Raw genomic sequence first — 17,848 nt, 5'->3', positions numbered from 1 at the left:
CTACTTCGCCTTCTCGAGGATCTCGACCAGGCGCCACCGCTTGGTGGCCGAGGTCGGACGGGTCTCGTTGATGAGGACGAGGTCGCCGATGCCGGCGGTGTTCGCCTCGTCGTGCGCCTTCACCTTGCTGGTGCGGCGGATGACCTTGCCGTAGAGCGGGTGCTTCACGCGGTCTTCGACCTCGACGACGATGGTCTTGTCCATCTTGTCGCTGGTCACGTAGCCGCGACGCGCCTTGCGGTAGCCGCGGGCGCTCTCGTCGCGCACGTCGTGGGCGGCGTGCTCGTGGCCCGCCTCGACGGTGGCCGGGGCCTCCGCCTTCGCGGCGGTCTTCGGCGCGGCCTTGGCGGCAGCGGCCTTCGGCGCGGCGGCCTTGGCGGCGGCCGGCTTCTTGGCCGGAGCCTTCGCGGCCGGTGCCTTCTCCTCGGCGGCCTCGGGCTTCTCGGTTGCCTTCGCCATTACTTGCTCGCCTCCTCGGCGGTGCTCTCAGCGGTCTCGGCCGGAGCGGCCTCGGCCTTCTTCGATCCGCGCTTCGGCTTGGCCGGCGCCTCGACGGCGACCGGGGTCGCCCGGATGCCGAGCTCGCGCTCGCGGATCACGGTGTAGATGCGGGCGATGTCGCGCTTGACGGCGCGCAGACGCCCGTGGCTCTCGAGCTGGCCGGTGGCCGACTGGAAGCGCAGGTTGAACAGCTCCTCCTTGGCCTTCTTCAGCTCGTCGACCAGGCGGTCGTTCTCGAAGGTGTCGAGCTCGACGGTGGCGAGCTCCTTGGATCCGACGGCCATCAGGCGTCGCCCTCCTCACGCTTGATGATGCGCGCCTTCAGCGGCAGCTTGTGGATCGCACGGAGCAGCGCCTCGCGGGCGAGCTCCTCGTTGACACCGGCGACCTCGAAGAGGACGCGACCCGGCTTGACGTTCGCGACCCACCACTCCGGCGAGCCCTTGCCGGAACCCATGCGGGTCTCGGCGGGCTTCTTGGTGAGCGGGCGGTCCGGGTAGATGTTGATCCACACCTTGCCGCCGCGCTTGATGTGGCGGGTCATCGCGATACGCGCGGACTCGATCTGGCGGTTGGTCACGTACGCCGGCGTGAGGGCCTGGATGCCGAACTCGCCGAAGCTGACCTTCGTGCCACCGGTGGCGGCGCCGTCCCGACCGGGGTGGTGCTGCTTGCGGTGCTTGACCTTGCGGGGAATGAGCATGGTTACGCCTCGGCTCCTGCGGTGGCGGGCTGCTCGCTGCGCGGACCGCGGCCGCGGCCGCCGTCACGACGCTCGGGGCGCGACGACTTCTGGGCCGCCTGCTCGCGAGCGAGCTCCTTGTTGGTGATGTCGCCCTTGTAGATCCAGACCTTCACGCCGATGCGGCCGAAGGTGGTGCGGGCCTCGTAGAAGCCGTAGTCGATGTTCGCGCGGAGCGTGTGCAGCGGCACCCGGCCCTCGCGGTAGAACTCCGACCGGCTCATCTCCGCGCCGCCGAGACGGCCGGACACCTGGATCCGGACGCCCTTGGCGCCGGCGCGCTGCGCGCCCTGCAGGCCCTTGCGCATCGCGCGGCGGAAGGCCACGCGGGCGGAGAGCTGCTCGGCGATGCCCTGCGCGACGAGCTGGGCCTCGGCCTCGGGGTTCTTCACCTCGAGGATGTTGAGCTGGATCTGCTTCTTGGTGAGCTTCTCCAGGTCGGCGCGGATCGCCTCCGCCTCGGCGCCGCGGCGACCGATCACGATGCCCGGACGCGCGGTGTGGATGTCGACGCGGACACGGTCGCGGGTGCGCTCGATCTCGATCTTCGCGACACCGGCACGGTCGAGGCGCTTGGTGAGCAGGCGGCGGATGCGGACATCCTCCGCGACGTAGTCGGCGTAGCGCTGACCGGGCTTGGTCGAGTCGGCGAACCAGCGCGACACGTGGTCGGTGGTGATGCCGAGGCGGAAGCCGTACGGGTTGACCTTCTGGCCCATTACTTGCTCCCTCCGAGCTCGTCGGGCGTGGCGAGCTCTACGGTGATGTGGCTCGTGCGCTTGTTGATGCGGAACGCGCGGCCCTGGGCACGCGGCTGGAACCGCTTCAGGGTCGTGCCCTCGTCGACGTAGGCCCGGCGGATGACCAGGTCCTGCTCGTCGAGGAACGCGTTGCTGGCGTCGGCCTTGACTCGCGCGTTCGCGATGGCCGAGGCGACCAGCTTGTAGACCGGCTCGCTCGCCGACTGCGGCGCGAACTTCAGGATGGCCAGGGCCTCCTGCGCCTGCTTGCCGCGGATCATGTCGACGACACGGCGGGCCTTCTGCGGCGTGACGCGGATGTGCTTCACGCGGGCGATCGACTGGACCATCAGCGACGCCGTCCCTTCTTGTCGTCCTTCTCGTGACCGCGGAAGGTGCGGGTCGGCGCGAACTCGCCGAGCTTGTGACCGACCATCGTCTCGGTGACGAAGACGGGGATGTGCTTGCGACCGTCGTGGACCGCGATGGTGTGGCCGAGCATCGCCGGCACGATCATCGAGCGGCGCGACCACGTGCGGATCACGTTCTTGGTGTTGGCCTCGTTCTGCGTCGCCACCTTGCGGAACAGGTGCTCGTCGACGAAGGGGCCCTTCTTCAGGCTGCGCGGCATTCTTCTCTACCCTTACTTGCGCTTCTTGCCGACGGTGCGACGACGGATGATGAGCTTGTCGCTCTCCTTGTTGGGGTGCCGGGTCCGACCCTCGGGCTGACCCCACGGGCTCACCGGGTGACGTCCACCGGAGGTCTTGCCCTCACCACCACCGTGCGGGTGGTCGATCGGGTTCATGGCGACACCGCGAACGGTCGGGCGGATGCCCTTCCAGCGGTTGCGGCCGGCCTTGCCCCAGTTGATGTTCGACTGCTCGGCGTTGCCGACCTCGCCGATCGTCGCGCGGCAGCGCACGTCGACGTTGCGGACCTCGCCCGAGGGGAGGCGCAGCTGGGCGTACGGGCCGTCCTTCGCGACGAGGCGGACGCTCGCCCCGGCGGAGCGGGCCATCTTGGCGCCGCCACCCGGCTTGAGCTCGATCGCGTGCACGACCGTTCCGACCGGGATGTTCTTGAGCGGCAGGTTGTTGCCCGGCTTGATGTCGGCGCCCGGACCGCTCTCGACGACGTCGCCCTGGTTGAGCTTGTTCGGCGCGAGGATGTAGCGCTTGGTGCCGTCCACGAAGTGCAGGAGCGCGATGCGCGCCGTGCGGTTCGGGTCGTACTCGATGTGCGCGACCTTGGCGTCGACGCCGTCCTTGTCGTTGCGCTTGAAGTCGATCACGCGGTACTGGCGCTTGTGGCCGCCGCCGATGTGGCGGGTCGTGATCCGACCGGTGTTGTTGCGGCCGCCGGTCTTCGGCAGCGGGCGCAGCAGCGACTTCTCGGGCGTCGAGCGGGTGATCTCGGCGAAGTCGGCGACCGACGAGCCGCGGCGACCCGGGGTCGTCGGCTTGTAGTTGCGAATGGCCATTGTTCTTCTCTCCCTAGCCCTTAGCCGACAGCCGTGAAGATGTCGATCGAGCCGGACTTGAGGGTGACGATCGCGCGCTTGGTGTCCTTGCGCTTGCCGATGCCACGGCGGGTGCGCTGGGCCTTGCCCGTGCGGTTGAGGGTGTTCACCGAGTCGACCTTGACGCCGAAGATCTTCTCGATCGCCAGCTTGATCTCGGTCTTGTTCGAGCGGGGGTCGACGAGGAAGGTGTACTTGCCCTCGTCGATGAGCCCGTAGCTCTTCTCGCTCACCACCGGCGCGAGGATGACGTCGCGCGGGTCCTTGTTGTAGCCGCTCACTGGGCAGCCTCCTCGGTCTTGCTCTTGGCGCTCACGAAGGCGTCGAACGCGGCCTTGGTGAAGACCACGTCGTCACTCGTCACGACGTCGTAGGCGTTCAGCTGGTCGGCGAAGAGCACGTGGACCTCGGGGAGGTTGCGCACGCTCTTGTAGCCGGCCTCGTCACCGCGCTCCAGCACGATGAGGACGTTGCGCTCGGCCCCGAGGGTCGCGAGCTGCGTCGCGGCCGCCTTGGTCGAGGGCGTCTCACCGCCGAGCACGGACACGACGTGCAGGCGCTCGCCGCGGGCGCGGTCGCTCAGGAGTCCGAGCAGCGCCGAGGCGATCATCTTCTTGGGGGTGCGCTGGGCGTAGTCGCGCGGCACCGGGCCGTGCACGACGCCGCCGCCGCGGTGCTCCGGGGCGCGGACCGAACCCTGACGGCTGCGGCCGGTGCCCTTCTGCTTGAACGGCTTGACACCCGAGCCGGAGACCTCGCCGCGACCCTTGGTCGAGTGCGTGCCCTGGCGGGCGGCCGCGAGCTGCGCAGTCACCACCTGGTGGATCAGCGGGACGTTCGGGGTGACGTCGAAGAGCGCGGCCGGGAGCTCGACCGAGCCCGCGCTCTTGCCCTTCTCGTCGATGATCGCGACCTGAGTCGGGCCATCCTTCGGCTGGACAGCAGCCATGGTCAGGCTCCCTTCACGGCGTTGCGGACGAAGACGATGCGGCCGCGGGCACCGGGGACGGCGCCCTTGACCAGCAGGAGGCCCTTCTCGGCGTCGACCGAGTGGACGGTGAGGCCCTGCACGGTGACGCGCTCGCCACCCATGCGACCCGCCATCCGCATGCCCTTGAACACGCGCGACGGCGTCGAGGACGCACCGATCGAGCCGGGCTTGCGGTGGTTGCGGTGCGAACCGTGGCTCGCCGAGACGCCCTTGAAGTTGTGGCGCTTCATGACGCCGGCGAAGCCCTTGCCCTTGCTGGTGCCGACGACGTCGACCAGCTGACCGGCCTCGAACACGTCGACCGCGAGCTCCTGACCGAGCGAGTACTCGGCGGCGTCGGCGGTGCGGATCTCGGTGAGGTGACGGCGCGGCGTGACGCCCGCCTTCTCGAAGTGACCGGCGGCCGGCTTGTTCACCTTGCGCGGGTCGATCTGGCCGTACGCGATCTGCACGGCGGTGTAGCCGTCCTTCTCCTCCGAGCGGACCTGGGTCACGACGTTCGGGGTGATCTGGACGACGGTCACGGGGATGAGGCGGTTGTTCGCATCCCAGACCTGGGTCATGCCGAGCTTGGTGCCGAGCAGACCCTTGGTCGTCTTGACTGCAGTCATGGCGGGGTCCTTAGAGCTTGATCTCGATGTTGACGTCGGCGGGCAGGTCGAGTCGCATCAGCGAGTCGACGGCCTTCGGCGTCGGGTCGATGATGTCGATGAGGCGCTTGTGGGTGCGCTTCTCGAAGTGCTCGCGGGAGTCCTTGTACTTGTGGGGAGAACGGATCACGACGACCACGTTCTTCTCCGTCGGCAGCGGCACCGGGCCGACCACCGTCGCGCCCGCGCGGGTCACGGTGTCGACGATCTTGCGCGCCGACGCGTCGAGGCCGGCGTGGTCGTACGACTTCAGCCGGATGCGGATCTTCTGTCCCGCCATGCGTTCTCTCTCTCGTTTCTCGCGCAGCCCTGCTCGGGCCGCACCCGCGCGACACTTCGTTCGCGCACCGCTGTTCTTCTGGGAAGTCCCGCCGCACCCCGCGCTCGGGCGTGTCGCGCACACGGCACGCACGTCACCGCACGGTGAGGGAAGGATTCGATTGAAGCTGTGTTCTGCTGCCCGCGGCCCAGCTCGTCCCACTCGCGGCGGGGGCTGTGCACTGCTCTGGCAGTGAGCCGCACCGAAGCGCGGCGTATTGAACTAGAAGAGTTTGCCACACCCCGGGAGGTGCTGCAAGCCGGGCGTGTCGCGGCCCTCTAGGGGCGCCGACCCGGCCCGGTTCACCGGCCGGTGCCGGCGTAGACGATGGCCTCGGCCTCGCCGTCCAGGCCGAACGCGGCGTGCACGACGCGCATCGCCTCGCGCAGGGTGTCGGCGCGCGTGACCACCGAGATCCGGATCTCGCTGGTGGAGATCATCTCGATGTTGATGCCCGCGTCCGAGAGCGCCCGGAAGAGCTGCGCGGAGACGCCCGCGCTCGTCCGCATCCCCGCGCCGACGACCGACAGCTTGCCGATCTGGTCGTCGAACAGGAGGGCGTCGAACCCGGCGTCGGCCTGCTCCGCACGGAGCGCGGCCAGCACCTTCTCGCCCTCGACCTTCGGGAGGGTGAAGGAGATGTCGGTCAGCCCGGTCGCCGCCGCCGAGATGTTCTGCACGATCATGTCGATGTTCGCGCCGGTCTTGGCGACGATCGTGAAGATCTCGGCCGCCTTGCCCGGCACGTCGGGCACGCCGACGACCGTGATCTTGGCCTCGCTGGTGTCGCCGGCCACGCCGGTGATGACGGGTTCCTCCACGCCGATCCCCTTTCCGGGCTCGCGGGCGTCCTGGTCGTTGACGACCCAAGTGCCCTCGGTGTTGTTGAACGACGACCGCACGTGCATGGTGACGCCGTGCCGGCGGGCGAACTCCACGGCGCGGATGTGGAGCACCTTCGCGCCGGACGCGGCCAGCTCCAGCATCTCCTCGCTCGTCACGCGATCGAGCTTGTGCGCCCGCGGCACGACCCGCGGGTCGGAGGTGAAGACGCCGTCCACGTCGGTGTAGATCTCGCACACGTCGGCGTCCAGGGCGGCGGCGAGCGCCACGGCCGTCGTGTCGGAGCCGCCTCGGCCGAGGGTCGTGATGTCGCGGCTGTCGCGGTTGAAACCCTGGAACCCGGCGACGATGGCGATCGCGCCCTCGTCCAGCGCCTCCCGCAGCCGCACCGGCGTGACGTCGACGATCCGCGCGGCGCCGTGCTGGGCGTCGGTGATCATGCCCGCCTGACTGCCCGTGTACGAGCGCGCGTCGACGCCCATCGACTTGATCGCCATGGCGAGCAGGGCCATCGAGATGCGCTCGCCCGTGGTCAGGAGCATGTCGAGCTCGCGGCCGTCCGGGAACGGCGTCACCTCGTGCGCGAGGTCGATGAGCTCGTCGGTGGTGTCGCCCATGGCGCTGACTGCGACCACCACGGAGTTGCCCGCCTTGCGGGTCTCGACGATGCGCTTCGCCACGCGCTTGATGCTCTCGGCGTCGGCCACGGATGAGCCGCCGAACTTCTGCACGATGAGGCTCATGGGACTCCGGGGTGGCGTGCGCGGTCGCGCGGGAGGATCGGACCTCCCAGCCTAGCGGCGCGCTTCCTGGACGATCTCCGCGACGAGCTCCGCCGTCTCCTCCCAGCCCTCGACCGCGCGCGTCGGCACGCCGAGCGCGATGACCGGGTGGTCGTTGCCGTCCGGGTCGAGGCGGTCGCCGACGAAGAGCATGTCCGCGAAGGGGATGCCGGTCAGTTCCGCCAGCCGGGTCATGCCGTAGGCCTTGTCGACACCGCGCCGGGTGATGTCGACGCTCGTCGAGCCGCCGGAGCGGACTTCCAGCTCCGGCAGGCGCTCCTGTACCGCGGCGCGCAGGGTGTTCTTCTTCTCCCCCGTCGGGTCCCAGGCCCTCTTCGCGTCGACCGGCGCGGCCTGGCCGAGCGCGGAGAAGGTGATCTGCGATCCGCGGTCCTCGAGGATCGGGCCCCAGGTCTCGGACTCCCACATCCCCAGCCGCCGCGCCTCCTCCTCGACGGCGGCGAGGGCGTCGGCCTTCTCGGCGGCGGTCAGGTCCTCGGCGTACTGCTGCACCCACTCGCCGCTCTCGGCGCGGTAGTACTGCGTGCCGCAGGTGGGCATGAGGTGCAGGTTCTCGAGCGGGAGCCCCTCGGGCAGCCGGGCGATCACCTGGTCACGGAACTGCGCGATCTGACCGCCGGAGATGACGCACACCTCGGCGACGTGCAGGAGCTCGCCGAGCAGCTCCGCCATCCGCGGGTCGAGCGGCGACTTGGAGGGGGCGAGGGTGTCGTCGAGGTCGAAGGCGATCAGGCGCGGGGTCACGGTCGTCGAGTATCGCAGGGATCGCCTCCGAGATCCGACCGGATCCCCGCCGTGCTTGTGCCGTTGATCCGTCGAATCGTGCGAAACCGGTGGTTCGACCGTCCGGAACCGCAGGTTTCGCACGACTCGACCGGGCTCGCCCGAGCGTCGCGGCATGACCGCACCGGATGTGCGCCCCGCGGGCAGGTGGAGTGGCGAGGTGGTCGTCGGGCCGTCGGCCGGGTAGCCCTCGGGGGACCCGTCAGGCCTCGACGACGCGGCGGCCCTCGAAGGCGCGGCCGAGGGTGACCTCGTCGGCGTACTCGAGGTCCCCGCCGACCGGCAGGCCGGAGGCGAGCCGCGAGACGGTGAGGCCGGGCTGCACGAGGAGCCGGGAGAGGTAGGTCGCGGTGGCCTCGCCCTCGAGGTTGGGGTCGGTCGCGATGATGACCTCGGTGACGGTGCCGTCGGCCAGCCGCTTCACGAGCTGGGCGAAGCGGAGGTCGTTCGGGCCGATCCCGTCGATCGGGCTCAAGGCGCCGCCGAGCACGTGGTAGAGGCCGCGGAACTCGCGCGTGCGCTCGATCGCGGCGACGTCCTTCGCCTCCTCGACGACGCAGATCACGTTCTGGCTGCGCCGCGGGTCGCGGCAGATGGAGCAGGTGTCCTGCTCGGCGACGTTGCCGCAGATCGAGCAGAAGTGCACGCGCTCGCGGATGTGGGTGAGGATCTCGGCGAGCCGGGTCGTGTCGAACGACTCCGTCTGCAGGATGTGGAACGCGATGCGCTGCGCGGACTTCGGCCCGATGCCCGGGAGGCGGCCGAACTCGTCGATCAGTTCCTGGACGATGCCCTCGTAGGCCATCAGCGGTCTTCCTCGGGCACGGGCGGGACGTCCTCCGGCGGGAGGTCGTCGGTGCCGCCGGTCGGAGCGGCCGGGGTGCCGGCCACGTCGAAGGCGACGGGGGCGTCGCGCGGGGCGAGCTGCTGCTCCTCGATGAACTCCGCCTTCAGCAGCTCGCGGACCACGGCCTCGCCGTAGCGGGCGCGCTGCGCGGGGGCGGGGCGCGCCGGTGCCGCGATCTCGGCGCGCGCGGTGGCCGTGGGGGCGGCGCGCTCGGCCTTCGGGGCGGGGGCCGACAGCGAGGACGCGGGCTTCATGGCGGCCGCGATGTCGGCGGCGGTGGCGGGCGCCTCGTCGTCGTAGTGCGGGATCGAGACGACGGCCCAGCCGTCGGCGTCGATCTGCGGGCGCTCCTCCGGGGCGGCGGACGCGGGTTCGGCGGACTCGGGCGCGACGGGCTCGGGCGCAGCAGCGGACTCAGGCGCAGCGGGCTCAGGTCTGACGGGCGCGGGCGCCTGAGGCACCGGCGCGGGAGCCGGAGCCGCCGCGGGCGCGCTCGGAGCGGGAGCGCTCGGCGCCGCACCCTCCTCGACGCGCGGGAGGAACTTCACCCGGATGCCGAGCACGTCGGCGATGGCGGAGCGGAGGTGCTCGCTGACGCTCTCGGTCGAGCCGGGCTTCGGCCGGAATCCGGCGACGTCGTTCTGGCTGCGGAAGGCGAGGGTCAGCACGTCGTCGGCGAGGGCCCGCGGCGTCGCGGTGTAGACGACGAGCCACGAGCTGCGGCTGGTCTTCTCGACCGCCTCCAGGATCTCGGGCCACGCGTCGCGGAGTCGGCCGATCGTGACCGGGGCGACGGCCGTGGTCGAGGGTGCCGGCTCGGCGGGAGCGGATCCGGCCTCGGGCGGTGTCACCGCCGACTCGGTCGTCGGCTCAGCCGGCGCCGGCTCCATGGGCTCGACCTCCGCAGCAGCGACCGGTCGCTCCGGCTCGACCGACGGGGCGGGAGCCGCCGCGCTCGGTCGCGGCGCGGGAGCGCTCGTCGGCTCGGCTGTCCGGCGCGGCGTCTCGCTCGCCGCCGGGGGCACGGCACGCGGCGCGTCCTCGATGCCCATTCGGCGCTCAAGCCGCTCGACCCGCGCGAGCGCACCGCGCTCGGTGTCGTCGGTGGCCGGCACCAGCAGACGCGCGACCAGCAGTTCGAGATGTAGGCGCGGGGAGGTCGCACCGGTCATCTCGGTGAGCGCCGCGTTGGCGACGTCGGCGGCACGTGAGAGCTCGGCCGCGCCGAACGCCGTGGCCTGCACGCTCATCCGATCGATCTCGTCCTGCGGCACCCCGCGGAGCACGGCTGCTGCGCCCTCCCGCGTCGCGGCGACGACGATGAGGTCGCGCAGGCGCTCGAGCAGGTCCTCGACGAAGCGGCGCGGATCCTGGCCGGTCTGGATCACGCGGTCGACTCCGGCGAAGGCGGTCGGGGCGTCGGCGGCGCCGATCGCGTCGACGATCTCGTCGAGCAGCGCTCCGTGCGTGTAGCCGAGCAGCGCGACGGCGCGCTCGTACCCGACGACGGCGCCCTCCGATCCGGCGATGAGCTGGTCGAGGAGCGACAGGGTGTCGCGCACCGAGCCGCCGCCCGCGCGCACGACGAGAGGGAGGACTCCCGCCTCCACCTGCACCTTCTCGCTCTCGCAGAGCTGCTGCAGGTACTCGAGCATCGTCGCCGGCGGCACGAGGCGGAACGGATAGTGGTGCGTGCGGGAGCGGATCGTGCCGATGACCTTCTCGGGCTCCGTCGTCGCGAAGATGAACTTCACGTGCTCCGGCGGCTCCTCGACGATCTTGAGCAGCGCGTTGAAGCCCTGCGGCGTCACCATGTGCGCCTCGTCGAGGATGAAGATCTTGTAGCGGTCGCGCGCCGGGGCGAAGACCGCCCGCTCGCGCAGGTCGCGGGCGTCGTCGACGCCGTTGTGGGAGGCCGCGTCGATCTCGACGACGTCGAGCGATCCGCCGCCGTCGCGGCCGAGCTCCACGCACGACGGGCAGACCCCGCACGGGGTGTCGGTCGGCCCCTCGGCGCAGTTGAGACAGCGCGCGAGGATGCGCGCGGAGGTCGTCTTGCCGCAGCCGCGCGGCCCGGAGAAGAGGTACGCGTGATTGACCCGATCGGTGCGCAGCGCGGTGCGCAGCGGGTCGGTCACCTGGCTCTGGCCGATCAGCTCGGCGAACGTCTCCGGCCGGTATCGGCGGTAGAGGGCGGTGACCACCTCGCAAGGATAGCCGCGGGCTCCGACGCCGGCCGGGGGCGGGAGGGACGTGCAGAAACACCGTCGGCAGGGTTGCCTTGGGGGACCGCACCGATAGTTTTCGTCACATTCCGGTTGTGCATGACCGACCAACCATCGATCGATTCCGGACGCGTCGAAGGGGACGTCGCGCTTCCTCCCGACGTGTGGATCAGGACGCGCGGGGGAGCTCTCATGAGCACACGTCCATCGATGCCGGTCACGGGCATCGCCGTTTCGGCCGCCGCTCTCGGCGCCGCCATCGCACTGATCGTGCCGATGAGCGCCAGCGCCGCGGCACCGGTCTCGCAGGCGGAGGGGCGGCTGCTGACGGCGACGATCGCCGGAACGCCGAGCGCGCCGCTGCTGAATCTGGCCGGCGCCGAAGCGGTCGACGCGAACGGTACGGGCACCGTCACGAGCGACACCCCGCTCGACGCCACCGTCCTGGACGCGCTGAACCTGCGGGCGGGAACGACCGATCTGTTCGGGGCGACGGGCATCATCCAGCTGGGGGCCGTCGGGCAGTTCGCGCAGGCGCGCGACGACGGGTCATCGGTCGCGTTCTCGGGAACGGTCTCCTCGGCACCGAGCCTGGTCGGATCGGGAACCACGGTGACCGGGTCGAACCTCGGCACACCCGGAGCGGGCAACTCCGCATCGATCGGAATCGGTGATCCGGCGACCAGCCCCATCAGCATCGATCTCGTGATCGGTGCCGTCGCGGCGAGCGCCCAGCAGCCGGCGTCCGGTGCTCCGAGCGGGGCCTACGTGCTCGACGACGTCGGCGCCACCGTGGGCGGCACCGTGATCGCCCCGGTCAGCACGGCGATCGCCGGAGTGCTCGACCCGGTGCTCCTCGTCGTGAACCCGCTGCTCGGAACTCCGGTGGCCGACCCCTTCACGGGCGGGACCATCAGCATCACCGCGTCCGATCTCCTCGCCGCGGCCGGCGTCGCCGATCTCGACCACCTCGCTCCCGGGACCGACCTCATGTCGTTCCTCCCCGCGGCCGTCGTCGCCAAGGTGAACGCGCTCGCGAACGGCGTGCTGACCCAGCTCCAGACCGCCGCGGGCGGGCTGGACCCGATCGTCGACACCGTGGCGATCGCAGCCATCGCGGGTCTCGCGACGACGCTCGCCACGACGCTGACGACGGTCACTACCGGGCTGGCGGCCGCGGTCGGCACGGCTCTCAGCGCCCTCGTCTCGGCGCCCGGTCAACAACCGGATGACCAACCCGGACGGCTCGTTCACCCAGAACGCGATCACCGTCAACGTGCTGGGGGCGTCCGGGGCGCCGGCACTCGCCTCGGTCGCCATCGCGAACGCCACGGTGGGTCCGAACGCCGGACCCGCGACGGTCACTCCGGCCGGCCCGGGCACGACGCCCGCTGCACTCCTCGCCGAGACCGGCGTGACCGTGCCCATCGGTGCGACGCTCGCCGGGGCCGGGCTGCTGGCGGCGGCAGGGTTCGGCCTCACGCGGCTCGCCGCGTGGCGTCGTCGCGATGCGCTCCGCGGGGCCCCCACCTCGCACTGACGCGCCGCGGAACCCCGAGGGAGCCGGGACCGGATCAGGGTCCCGGCCCCCTCGCCGTCCAGTAGACTTCCCACGGCTCCCCGCGTGGCGCCATCCAGGCCAACTCCCCCAGGGCGGAGACGCAGCAAGGGTAACCGGGCTCTGGCGGGTGCGCGGGGGGTCCTCTCCGCCTGTTCCCGCAGGCGGGGCGACGCCAGGAGGATTCGCCTAGTGGCCTATGGCGCACGCTTGGAAAGCGTGTTGGGTGAAAGCCCTCGGGGGTTCGAATCCCCCATCCTCCGCCAGCACCACGATGAGCGCGCGGGATCGCCTATGCCGATTCGCGCAGCACGAGCCGATGCCGCACGGTGAGCACGGCACGCGATCCACGCCCGCCGACCACCAGCTCCACGGCATCGCGGGCGACCTCGTCGAGGTCGAGGGCGAGCGTCGTGAGCGTCGGGGAGACGAGCTCGCCGAGCGGCAGGCCATCGATCCCGACGACGCGCACGTCATCGGGGACCGCGACCCCGGCCCGACGGCAGGCGGCGAGGACCCCGAGCGCCATGATGTCGTTGAACGCGACGACCGCGTCGACGGCGTCCGGGCCCGTGAGATGCGGCGTCGCGGCCGCCGCGGCGGCCTCCGCGCTCACGGCGCCTGCGGCGATCGTGCGCACCGGCATCCCCTGCGACGCGAGGGCTGCGGCGAGCCGCCCCGTGCGACCGCCGTGGCCCGGCTCCCCCGGCCCGAGCACGGCCGGTCGGCGGACTCCAGCCCCGGCGAGGTGCGCGGCGAGCGCGGCGATCGCGGGGCCGTCGTCCAGCCGGATCCCGCCGAGCAGTGGGTCGACCTCCTCGCCGAGCGTCACCACCGGGAGCGCGCCCGGCTCCCGGAGCCAGTCGGGCACCCGCACGCCGATGTAGCCCACGACCGCGTCGACCTGCCGGCCGAGCGCGGCGAGCAGCTCCGTCGGATCCTCGGCGAGGGCGGCGTCGACGAGCAGCACGTTCCAGCCGTGCTCGGCCGCACGCGCGACGACGGCGGCAGCCAGCTCGGGGAAGTACGGATTGCGCAGGTCGTCGAGCACGAGCCCGAGCTGCCGCTCGCCGCCGGTCACGAGCCCCCGACCGAAGCGCGACGGGCGGTATCCGAGCTCCTCGGCGGCGGCGAGCACGCGCGCCCGCGTCGCCGGGCTGATGTCGCCCATGCCGTTCATCGCACGGGTGACCGTCTGCCGGGAGACGCCGGCGGCCGCCGCGACGTCGAGTATCGTCGCGCGCCTGCCGGCGTCGCCGCGCGATCCCGCGCCGTTCAGCCCCGCAGGTCGAGCCACGCGACCTGCTCCGGGGTGAGGTCGATCGTCAGGCCGAGCATCGACGACCGCATCTCCTGGATGGTCCGGGGCCCGAACAGCGGGAAGGTCGGGAAAGGCTGGGCGAGCACGTAGGCGAGCGCCACGGCCGTCGCCGGCACGCCGAACTCCCCGCCGATCTGCTCGGCCCGGCGGAGGCGCTCGAAGTTGTCGTCGCTGTAGTAGCAGCGCACGAGCTCCGCGTCGCTCCGGTCGTCCGGGCGGGCGCGGCCGGTGAAGAAGCCGCGCGCCTGCGACGACCACGGGAGGAGCGGGACCTGCCGCTCCTCGAGCCACGCCTTCGACGCCGCATCGGTGACGTGGCGGCAGCCGGCCCACGGCACGTCGTACGCCTCCGCGAGACCGAAGTGGTTGCTCAGCACGGCCAGCTCGTGGCGTCCGTTCGCGCGCGCCCAGGCGTTGGCCTCGTCGAAGCGCTCGAGTGACCAGTTGGAGACCCCGTAGACGCGGATGCGCCCGGCACGGCGGTGCTCGTCCATGACGTCGACGAACTCCCCGACCGGGATCTCGGGGTTGTCGCGATGCATCATGTAGATGTCCGCGTAGTCGGTCTGGAGCCGGTCGAGGCTCTCGTGCAGCTGCCGGGTGAGCGACTCGGGATCGCAGTAGGGCGTGTGCGCGCCCTTCGCGATGACGACGACGTCGTTGCGGACGCCGCGGTTCGCGATCCACCGCCCGAGGCGCGGCTCCATCGTGCCGGCCCCGTAGACCCAGCCGGTGTCGAACGCGGTGCCGCCCGCCTCGACGAACGCGTCGAAGATCGCGGAGGCGTGGGCGAGGTCCGGCTGGTTGTCGACGCCCATCACGAGACGGGACATGCGGGTGCCGATGCCGGCGATCTCGCCGTCGCGCATCGGCGGAACGGGCTCGACGACGAGCGGGCGCCCGCCGACCGTCGGGATGTCGGCCGCCTCCGCCTCGAACGGGAACCGCACGCCGACCGCGGCCTTCCATCGGTCGAGGGTGCGCGCGGTGGCCAGCGAGTCGGCGTGCGACATCTCCGACGCCTCGATGCGGCCCTCGCGCCGCGCGGCGACCGTCGCCGCTGCCTCGGCTCCGTACGGCAGCTCGCCCGGGAAGGCGATCACCCGCGGCTCGTCGTCGACGGTCGCGATCTCGATGGCCGGGTCGCCCTCCTGGACGATCCACGGGTTGGCGACCCGGATCCGGCCGCGCGACCCGTCGATGAGCACCTGGCTCGTCAGCTCGACGCGGGTCCCGCAGCGCACGGTCGCGGTGACCCCGCCGCGGTACACCAGGTCGGCGACGGCCCACTCGTCGACGCCCGCCTCCCCCACGTGGCCGCTCCCGACGAGCTCGGCGGGCTCGGCGACGTCCGTTCCGGCCGCCGCTGCCGCGAGCGCGTTCGCCATCGTCACGGGGTAGCCGCCGACGTCGAGGATGCCGCCGCCCGCGATGTCGGCGTCGTACAGCCGGCCGGTGTGGTCGGCTGTACGGAAGGCGAAGGTCGCGTCGATGTGGCGGACCTCGCCGATGGCGCCGTCGCGCACGAGCCGCAGGAGCTCCCTCGTGAGCGGGTGGAAGCGGTACATGAACGCCTCGACCAGGGGCAGCCCGGCCCGCTCCGCCGCGTCGATGAGCGCCATCGCGGTGCCGTGGTTCGGCGCGAGCGGCTTCTCGCACAGCACGGCCTTGCCCGCGGCGAGCGCGTCGAGCACGAGCCGCGCGTGGCCCGTGTTGACCGTCGCGATGTAGACCGCGTCGACCCCGGGGGCGGCGAGCGCGTCCGCGTAGGAGCCGGTCGCCGCCTCCGTCGCGCCCGCCTCGGTCGCGAGCGCCGCGGCGCGGCGCGCGTCGGAGCTGCCCACCGCGGCGAGCCGTCCGCCGCCGGCCGCGAGCTGCGAGACGAAGCGCCGCGAGATCCCGCCCGGCCCGAGCACGGCCCAGCCCGTCGTGCCGCCTGCCGTCGCCTGTCCGGTGCCGTCCTGGTCCGTCATCCCGAGCCTCCTCGCCCACGTTCCCGTCGTCACCGTGAACGTTCACGGTGACGACCCGAACGGTAGCATCACCGAGTGCCCGACGCGACCCTCACGACTCCCGAGGTCCGCGTCCGGCCGCGCGGCGCGCTGCTCCGCACGGCGTCGATCACGAGCCTCCTGGTGACCTCGCCGCTGTTCGGCGCCCTCTACTGGTTCACCGCGGACGACCACGACGGATCGTGGGCCGAGGTGCTCGCGATCCACGTCGTGGTGCTCGCCCTGTGCGTGCTCGTCGGCGCTCGGCAGCTGACCGTCTTCACCGAGGTGCGCGACGGCGTGCTGCGCGGCAACGGCATCTTCAGCCCGGTGGAGGAGGTCGCGCTCGACCGGATCGCGCGCGTCGATCTGGTCAACACCTACGTCGGGCTCACCCCCGGCCCGGTGTGCCAGCTCCTCGTGCGCGACGCCGCCGGCGAGCGGCTGTTCCGGATGCGCGGCAACTTCTGGCACGACGGCGACCTCACGCGGGTCGCCGCCGCCCTGCCCGTGGCGCCCATCACGACGACCGAGCCGGTCGACCTCCGCGACTTCTTCCGCGACTACCCGGGCAGCGCCTACTGGTTCGAGAACCGGCCCTGGATCGCCGGCGTCGGGATCGCCCTCGGCGTGATCGCGATCGCGGGCGTCGCGGCGGGCGCGATGCTCATCTCGGGCGAGCGCTTCGGCATCTGACTCAGCCGATCGCCCCCGGGATCTCGATCGAGCCGGTGTCGTCGCTGATCACGCCGTGGCGCAGCGGCCGGACGAGCACCCAGAGCGAGGTCAGCGCGATGACGGAGGTGCCGGCGATGACGAGCCCGGCGTGCGCGGCCGTCACGCCCAGCAGCCCGACGATCGGCGAGATCGCGCCCGCCAGCCCGAAGTTCGCGGCCCCCAGCAGCGATGCCGCGGTGCCGGCCTCCCGCCCGTGTCCGGCGAGCGCGAGCACCTGCACGGTCGGGAAGGTGAAGCCCGCGCAGGTCACGAGCACGAAGAAGGGGATCGCGACCGCCAGGAACGGCGGCGTCTCGACGAGCCAGCCGCCGACGATCAGCGCGAGCGCGGCCAGCAGGATGACGGGCAGGCTCAGCACGAGCACCCGGGCGGGCGCGACCCGGCGCATGATCCGTGACGACGCCTGCGACGCGATCACGAGGCCGAGCGAGTTGATGCCGAACGCGAGCCCGAACTCCTGTGCGCTCAGCCTGTAACCGTCCTGCAGGATGAACGGCGACGACGACAGGTAGGCGAACAGACCCGAGAACGTCATGCCGCCGATGATCGCGACGCCGACGAAGACCCGGTCGCCGAACAGGGCGCGGTAGCGCTGGCCGACCGTCGAATGCCCGCTCATCCGTCGCAGCTCCGGCGGCAGGGTCTCGCGGATGAGCAGGAGCGCGGCCACCAGGATCACCGCGCCGTAGGCCGCGAGGCACCAGAACACCCCGCGCCAGTCGAGCACGACGAGCAGCTGCGACCCGATGACGGGGGCGAGGATCGGGGCGAGGCCCGTCACGAGCGCCAGCCGGGAGAGCATCCGGATGAGGGGCTGCCCGCCGAACAGGTCGCGCACCATCGCCATCGCGACGACGCCGCCGCCCGCGGCGCCGACGCCCTGGACGACCCGGAGCGCGATGAGCACCGGCACGCTCGGCGCGAGCGCGACCGCGATGCTGGCGACGACGTGGAGCGCGGTCGCGAACAGGAGCGGGCGGCGGCGGCCGAACCGGTCGCTCAGCGGACCGACGAACAGCTGCCCGAGACCGAAGCCGACGGTCGTCGCGGTGAGCGTGAGCTGCACCTCGCTGTCGGGCGCGTGGAACTCGGCCGCGACCCGCGGGAACGCCGGCAGGTACAGGTCGATGGTGAAGGGGCCGAGGGCGACGAGCGCTCCGAGGGCGACGATGTAGAGGATCAGCCGGCCGCGCGAGAGCGCATCGCCCGGATGGGAGACCGTGGTCACGGGGTCCTTGCCGGTGCGGGAGAGGGTGGAGGACGGGGCGAGCACC

20 protein-coding genes, 1 tRNA gene and 1 other RNA gene are annotated in these 17,848 nt (G+C 71.8%); 4 read left to right on the top strand and 18 right to left on the bottom strand.

Going from position 1 to position 17,848, the window contains the following annotated elements; translation table 11 throughout:
* From rpsQ to ACTHM3_RS00130, 15 genes are all read right to left on the bottom strand, one after another.
* Positions 1 to 267 carry a 30S ribosomal protein S17 gene (gene rpsQ / locus ACTHM3_RS00200; RefSeq protein WP_440404139.1) on the bottom strand — a complete coding sequence of 89 codons (267 nt, stop codon included), beginning with the start codon at positions 265 to 267 and terminating at the stop codon, positions 1 to 3.
* Between the two features lie 191 nt (positions 268 to 458).
* A complete protein-coding gene (gene rpmC, locus ACTHM3_RS00195; RefSeq protein WP_440404062.1) occupies positions 459 to 785 on the bottom strand; it encodes a 50S ribosomal protein L29 in 327 nt (108 codons plus the stop codon).
* Positions 785 to 1,204: a 50S ribosomal protein L16 gene (gene rplP, locus ACTHM3_RS00190; protein ID WP_440404061.1), complete on the bottom strand. Its 420-nt coding sequence runs from the start codon at positions 1,202 to 1,204 to the stop codon at positions 785 to 787. Before rplP ends, rpmC begins: the two co-directional genes overlap by 1 nt.
* Before the next feature lie 2 nt (positions 1,205 to 1,206).
* Positions 1,207 to 1,962 (bottom strand): 30S ribosomal protein S3, encoded by a 756-nt coding sequence (gene rpsC / locus ACTHM3_RS00185; protein ID WP_440404060.1) that lies wholly within the window; start codon positions 1,960 to 1,962, stop codon positions 1,207 to 1,209.
* A complete protein-coding gene (gene rplV, locus ACTHM3_RS00180; protein ID WP_440404059.1) occupies positions 1,962 to 2,333 on the bottom strand; it encodes a 50S ribosomal protein L22 in 372 nt (123 codons plus the stop codon). The genes rpsC and rplV overlap by 1 nt, the downstream gene beginning before the upstream one ends.
* A complete protein-coding gene (rpsS, locus tag ACTHM3_RS00175) occupies positions 2,333 to 2,614 on the bottom strand; it encodes a 30S ribosomal protein S19 (protein WP_440404058.1) in 282 nt (93 codons plus the stop codon). Before rpsS ends, rplV begins: the two co-directional genes overlap by 1 nt.
* 12 nt (positions 2,615 to 2,626) lie before the next feature.
* Positions 2,627 to 3,466: a 50S ribosomal protein L2 gene (rplB, locus tag ACTHM3_RS00170; RefSeq protein WP_440404057.1), complete on the bottom strand. Its 840-nt coding sequence runs from the start codon at positions 3,464 to 3,466 to the stop codon at positions 2,627 to 2,629.
* A gap of 20 nt (positions 3,467 to 3,486) precedes the next feature.
* Positions 3,487 to 3,786, bottom strand: coding sequence for a 50S ribosomal protein L23 (rplW, locus tag ACTHM3_RS00165; protein WP_440404056.1), 300 nt, complete (start codon positions 3,784 to 3,786; stop codon positions 3,487 to 3,489).
* Positions 3,783 to 4,454, bottom strand: coding sequence for a 50S ribosomal protein L4 (rplD, locus tag ACTHM3_RS00160; protein WP_440404055.1), 672 nt, complete (start codon positions 4,452 to 4,454; stop codon positions 3,783 to 3,785). The genes rplW and rplD overlap by 4 nt, the downstream gene beginning before the upstream one ends.
* Positions 4,455 to 4,456: 2 nt before the next feature.
* The gene (rplC, locus tag ACTHM3_RS00155; RefSeq protein WP_440404054.1) at positions 4,457 to 5,107 is read right to left on the bottom strand and encodes a 50S ribosomal protein L3; all 651 of its coding nucleotides are present in this window, start codon (positions 5,105 to 5,107) and stop codon (positions 4,457 to 4,459) included.
* Positions 5,108 to 5,117: 10 nt separating this feature from the next.
* On the bottom strand, positions 5,118 to 5,426 hold the full coding sequence (rpsJ, locus tag ACTHM3_RS00150; RefSeq protein ID WP_120761912.1) for a 30S ribosomal protein S10: 309 nt from the start codon (positions 5,424 to 5,426) through the stop codon (positions 5,118 to 5,120).
* 341 nt (positions 5,427 to 5,767) lie between these two features.
* Positions 5,768 to 7,051, bottom strand: a complete 1,284-nt coding sequence (locus ACTHM3_RS00145) for an aspartate kinase (RefSeq protein ID WP_440404053.1) — start codon at positions 7,049 to 7,051, stop codon at positions 5,768 to 5,770.
* A 51-nt stretch (positions 7,052 to 7,102) separates the two neighbouring features.
* Positions 7,103 to 7,855, bottom strand: a complete 753-nt coding sequence (locus ACTHM3_RS00140) for an HAD-IIB family hydrolase (protein ID WP_440404052.1) — start codon at positions 7,853 to 7,855, stop codon at positions 7,103 to 7,105.
* Positions 7,856 to 8,096: 241 nt separating this feature from the next.
* A complete protein-coding gene (gene recR / locus ACTHM3_RS00135; RefSeq protein WP_440404051.1) occupies positions 8,097 to 8,699 on the bottom strand; it encodes a recombination mediator RecR in 603 nt (200 codons plus the stop codon).
* Positions 8,699 to 10,945 (bottom strand): DNA polymerase III subunit gamma and tau, encoded by a 2,247-nt coding sequence (locus ACTHM3_RS00130; RefSeq protein ID WP_440404050.1) that lies wholly within the window; start codon positions 10,943 to 10,945, stop codon positions 8,699 to 8,701. The genes recR and ACTHM3_RS00130 overlap by 1 nt, the downstream gene beginning before the upstream one ends.
* 213 nt (positions 10,946 to 11,158) lie before the next feature.
* On the opposite strand from ACTHM3_RS00130, the gene ACTHM3_RS00125 reads away from it, so the two are divergent.
* The 3 genes from ACTHM3_RS00125 (at position 11,159) to ACTHM3_RS00115 (ending at position 12,790) form a co-directional block, all read left to right on the top strand.
* On the top strand, positions 11,159 to 12,571 hold the full coding sequence (locus ACTHM3_RS00125) for a choice-of-anchor G family protein (protein ID WP_440404049.1): 1,413 nt from the start codon (positions 11,159 to 11,161) through the stop codon (positions 12,569 to 12,571).
* A 6-nt stretch (positions 12,572 to 12,577) separates the two neighbouring features.
* Positions 12,578 to 12,674: signal recognition particle sRNA small type (gene ffs, locus ACTHM3_RS00120), an RNA gene on the top strand.
* Between the two features lie 28 nt (positions 12,675 to 12,702).
* Positions 12,703 to 12,790 (top strand) — tRNA-Ser (locus tag ACTHM3_RS00115).
* Between the two features lie 26 nt (positions 12,791 to 12,816).
* Here the strand turns inward: ACTHM3_RS00115 and ACTHM3_RS00110 are convergent.
* Both ACTHM3_RS00110 and ACTHM3_RS00105 read right to left on the bottom strand, forming a co-directional pair.
* Positions 12,817 to 13,821 (bottom strand): LacI family DNA-binding transcriptional regulator, encoded by a 1,005-nt coding sequence (locus ACTHM3_RS00110; RefSeq protein ID WP_440404048.1) that lies wholly within the window; start codon positions 13,819 to 13,821, stop codon positions 12,817 to 12,819.
* Positions 13,800 to 15,818: an aldo/keto reductase gene (locus ACTHM3_RS00105; protein WP_440404047.1), complete on the bottom strand. Its 2,019-nt coding sequence runs from the start codon at positions 15,816 to 15,818 to the stop codon at positions 13,800 to 13,802. The genes ACTHM3_RS00110 and ACTHM3_RS00105 overlap by 22 nt, the downstream gene beginning before the upstream one ends.
* Positions 15,819 to 15,893: 75 nt before the next feature.
* Between ACTHM3_RS00105 and ACTHM3_RS00100 the strand changes: the two genes are divergently transcribed.
* Entirely contained in the window at positions 15,894 to 16,532 is a 639-nt protein-coding gene (locus tag ACTHM3_RS00100) for a hypothetical protein (RefSeq protein ID WP_440404046.1), read from the top strand.
* A 1-nt stretch (position 16,533) separates the two neighbouring features.
* Here the strand turns inward: ACTHM3_RS00100 and ACTHM3_RS00095 are convergent, their stop codons facing one another.
* Complete coding sequence (locus ACTHM3_RS00095) at positions 16,534 to 17,847, bottom strand: multidrug effflux MFS transporter (RefSeq protein ID WP_440404045.1); 1,314 nt, start codon at positions 17,845 to 17,847, stop codon at positions 16,534 to 16,536.
* Between the last annotated feature and the right edge of the window lies 1 nt (position 17,848).

Origin of the sequence: Pseudolysinimonas sp. (genome assembly GCF_051954455.1) — a bacterium.
GTDB lineage: Bacteria > Actinomycetota > Actinomycetes > Actinomycetales > Microbacteriaceae > Pseudolysinimonas.
Note: the sequence above shows the minus strand (reverse complement) of the source record. Positions and strands in the feature narration are given on the sequence as shown.

What these genes read in the sequence shown, in the direction of transcription:
- rpmC (WP_440404062.1), bottom strand. Translation starts at nt 785, where the DNA reads ATGGCCGTCGGATCCAAGGAGCTCGCCACCGTCGAGCTCGACACCTTC.
- rplP (WP_440404061.1), bottom strand. Translation starts at nt 1,204, where the DNA reads ATGCTCATTCCCCGCAAGGTCAAGCACCGCAAGCAGCACCACCCCGGT.
- rpsC (WP_440404060.1), bottom strand. Translation starts at nt 1,962, where the DNA reads ATGGGCCAGAAGGTCAACCCGTACGGCTTCCGCCTCGGCATCACCACC.
- rplV (WP_440404059.1), bottom strand. Translation starts at nt 2,333, where the DNA reads ATGGTCCAGTCGATCGCCCGCGTGAAGCACATCCGCGTCACGCCGCAG.
- rpsS (WP_440404058.1), bottom strand. Translation starts at nt 2,614, where the DNA reads ATGCCGCGCAGCCTGAAGAAGGGCCCCTTCGTCGACGAGCACCTGTTC.
- rplB (WP_440404057.1), bottom strand. Translation starts at nt 3,466, where the DNA reads ATGGCCATTCGCAACTACAAGCCGACGACCCCGGGTCGCCGCGGCTCG.
- rplD (WP_440404055.1), bottom strand. Translation starts at nt 4,454, where the DNA reads ATGGCTGCTGTCCAGCCGAAGGATGGCCCGACTCAGGTCGCGATCATC.
- rplC (WP_440404054.1), bottom strand. Translation starts at nt 5,107, where the DNA reads ATGACTGCAGTCAAGACGACCAAGGGTCTGCTCGGCACCAAGCTCGGC.
- rpsJ (WP_120761912.1), bottom strand. Translation starts at nt 5,426, where the DNA reads ATGGCGGGACAGAAGATCCGCATCCGGCTGAAGTCGTACGACCACGCC.
- ACTHM3_RS00145 (WP_440404053.1), bottom strand. Translation starts at nt 7,051, where the DNA reads ATGAGCCTCATCGTGCAGAAGTTCGGCGGCTCATCCGTGGCCGACGCC.
- recR (WP_440404051.1), bottom strand. Translation starts at nt 8,699, where the DNA reads ATGGCCTACGAGGGCATCGTCCAGGAACTGATCGACGAGTTCGGCCGC.
- ACTHM3_RS00125 (WP_440404049.1), top strand. Translation starts at nt 11,159, where the DNA reads ATGAGCACACGTCCATCGATGCCGGTCACGGGCATCGCCGTTTCGGCC.
- ACTHM3_RS00105 (WP_440404047.1), bottom strand. Translation starts at nt 15,818, where the DNA reads ATGACGGACCAGGACGGCACCGGACAGGCGACGGCAGGCGGCACGACG.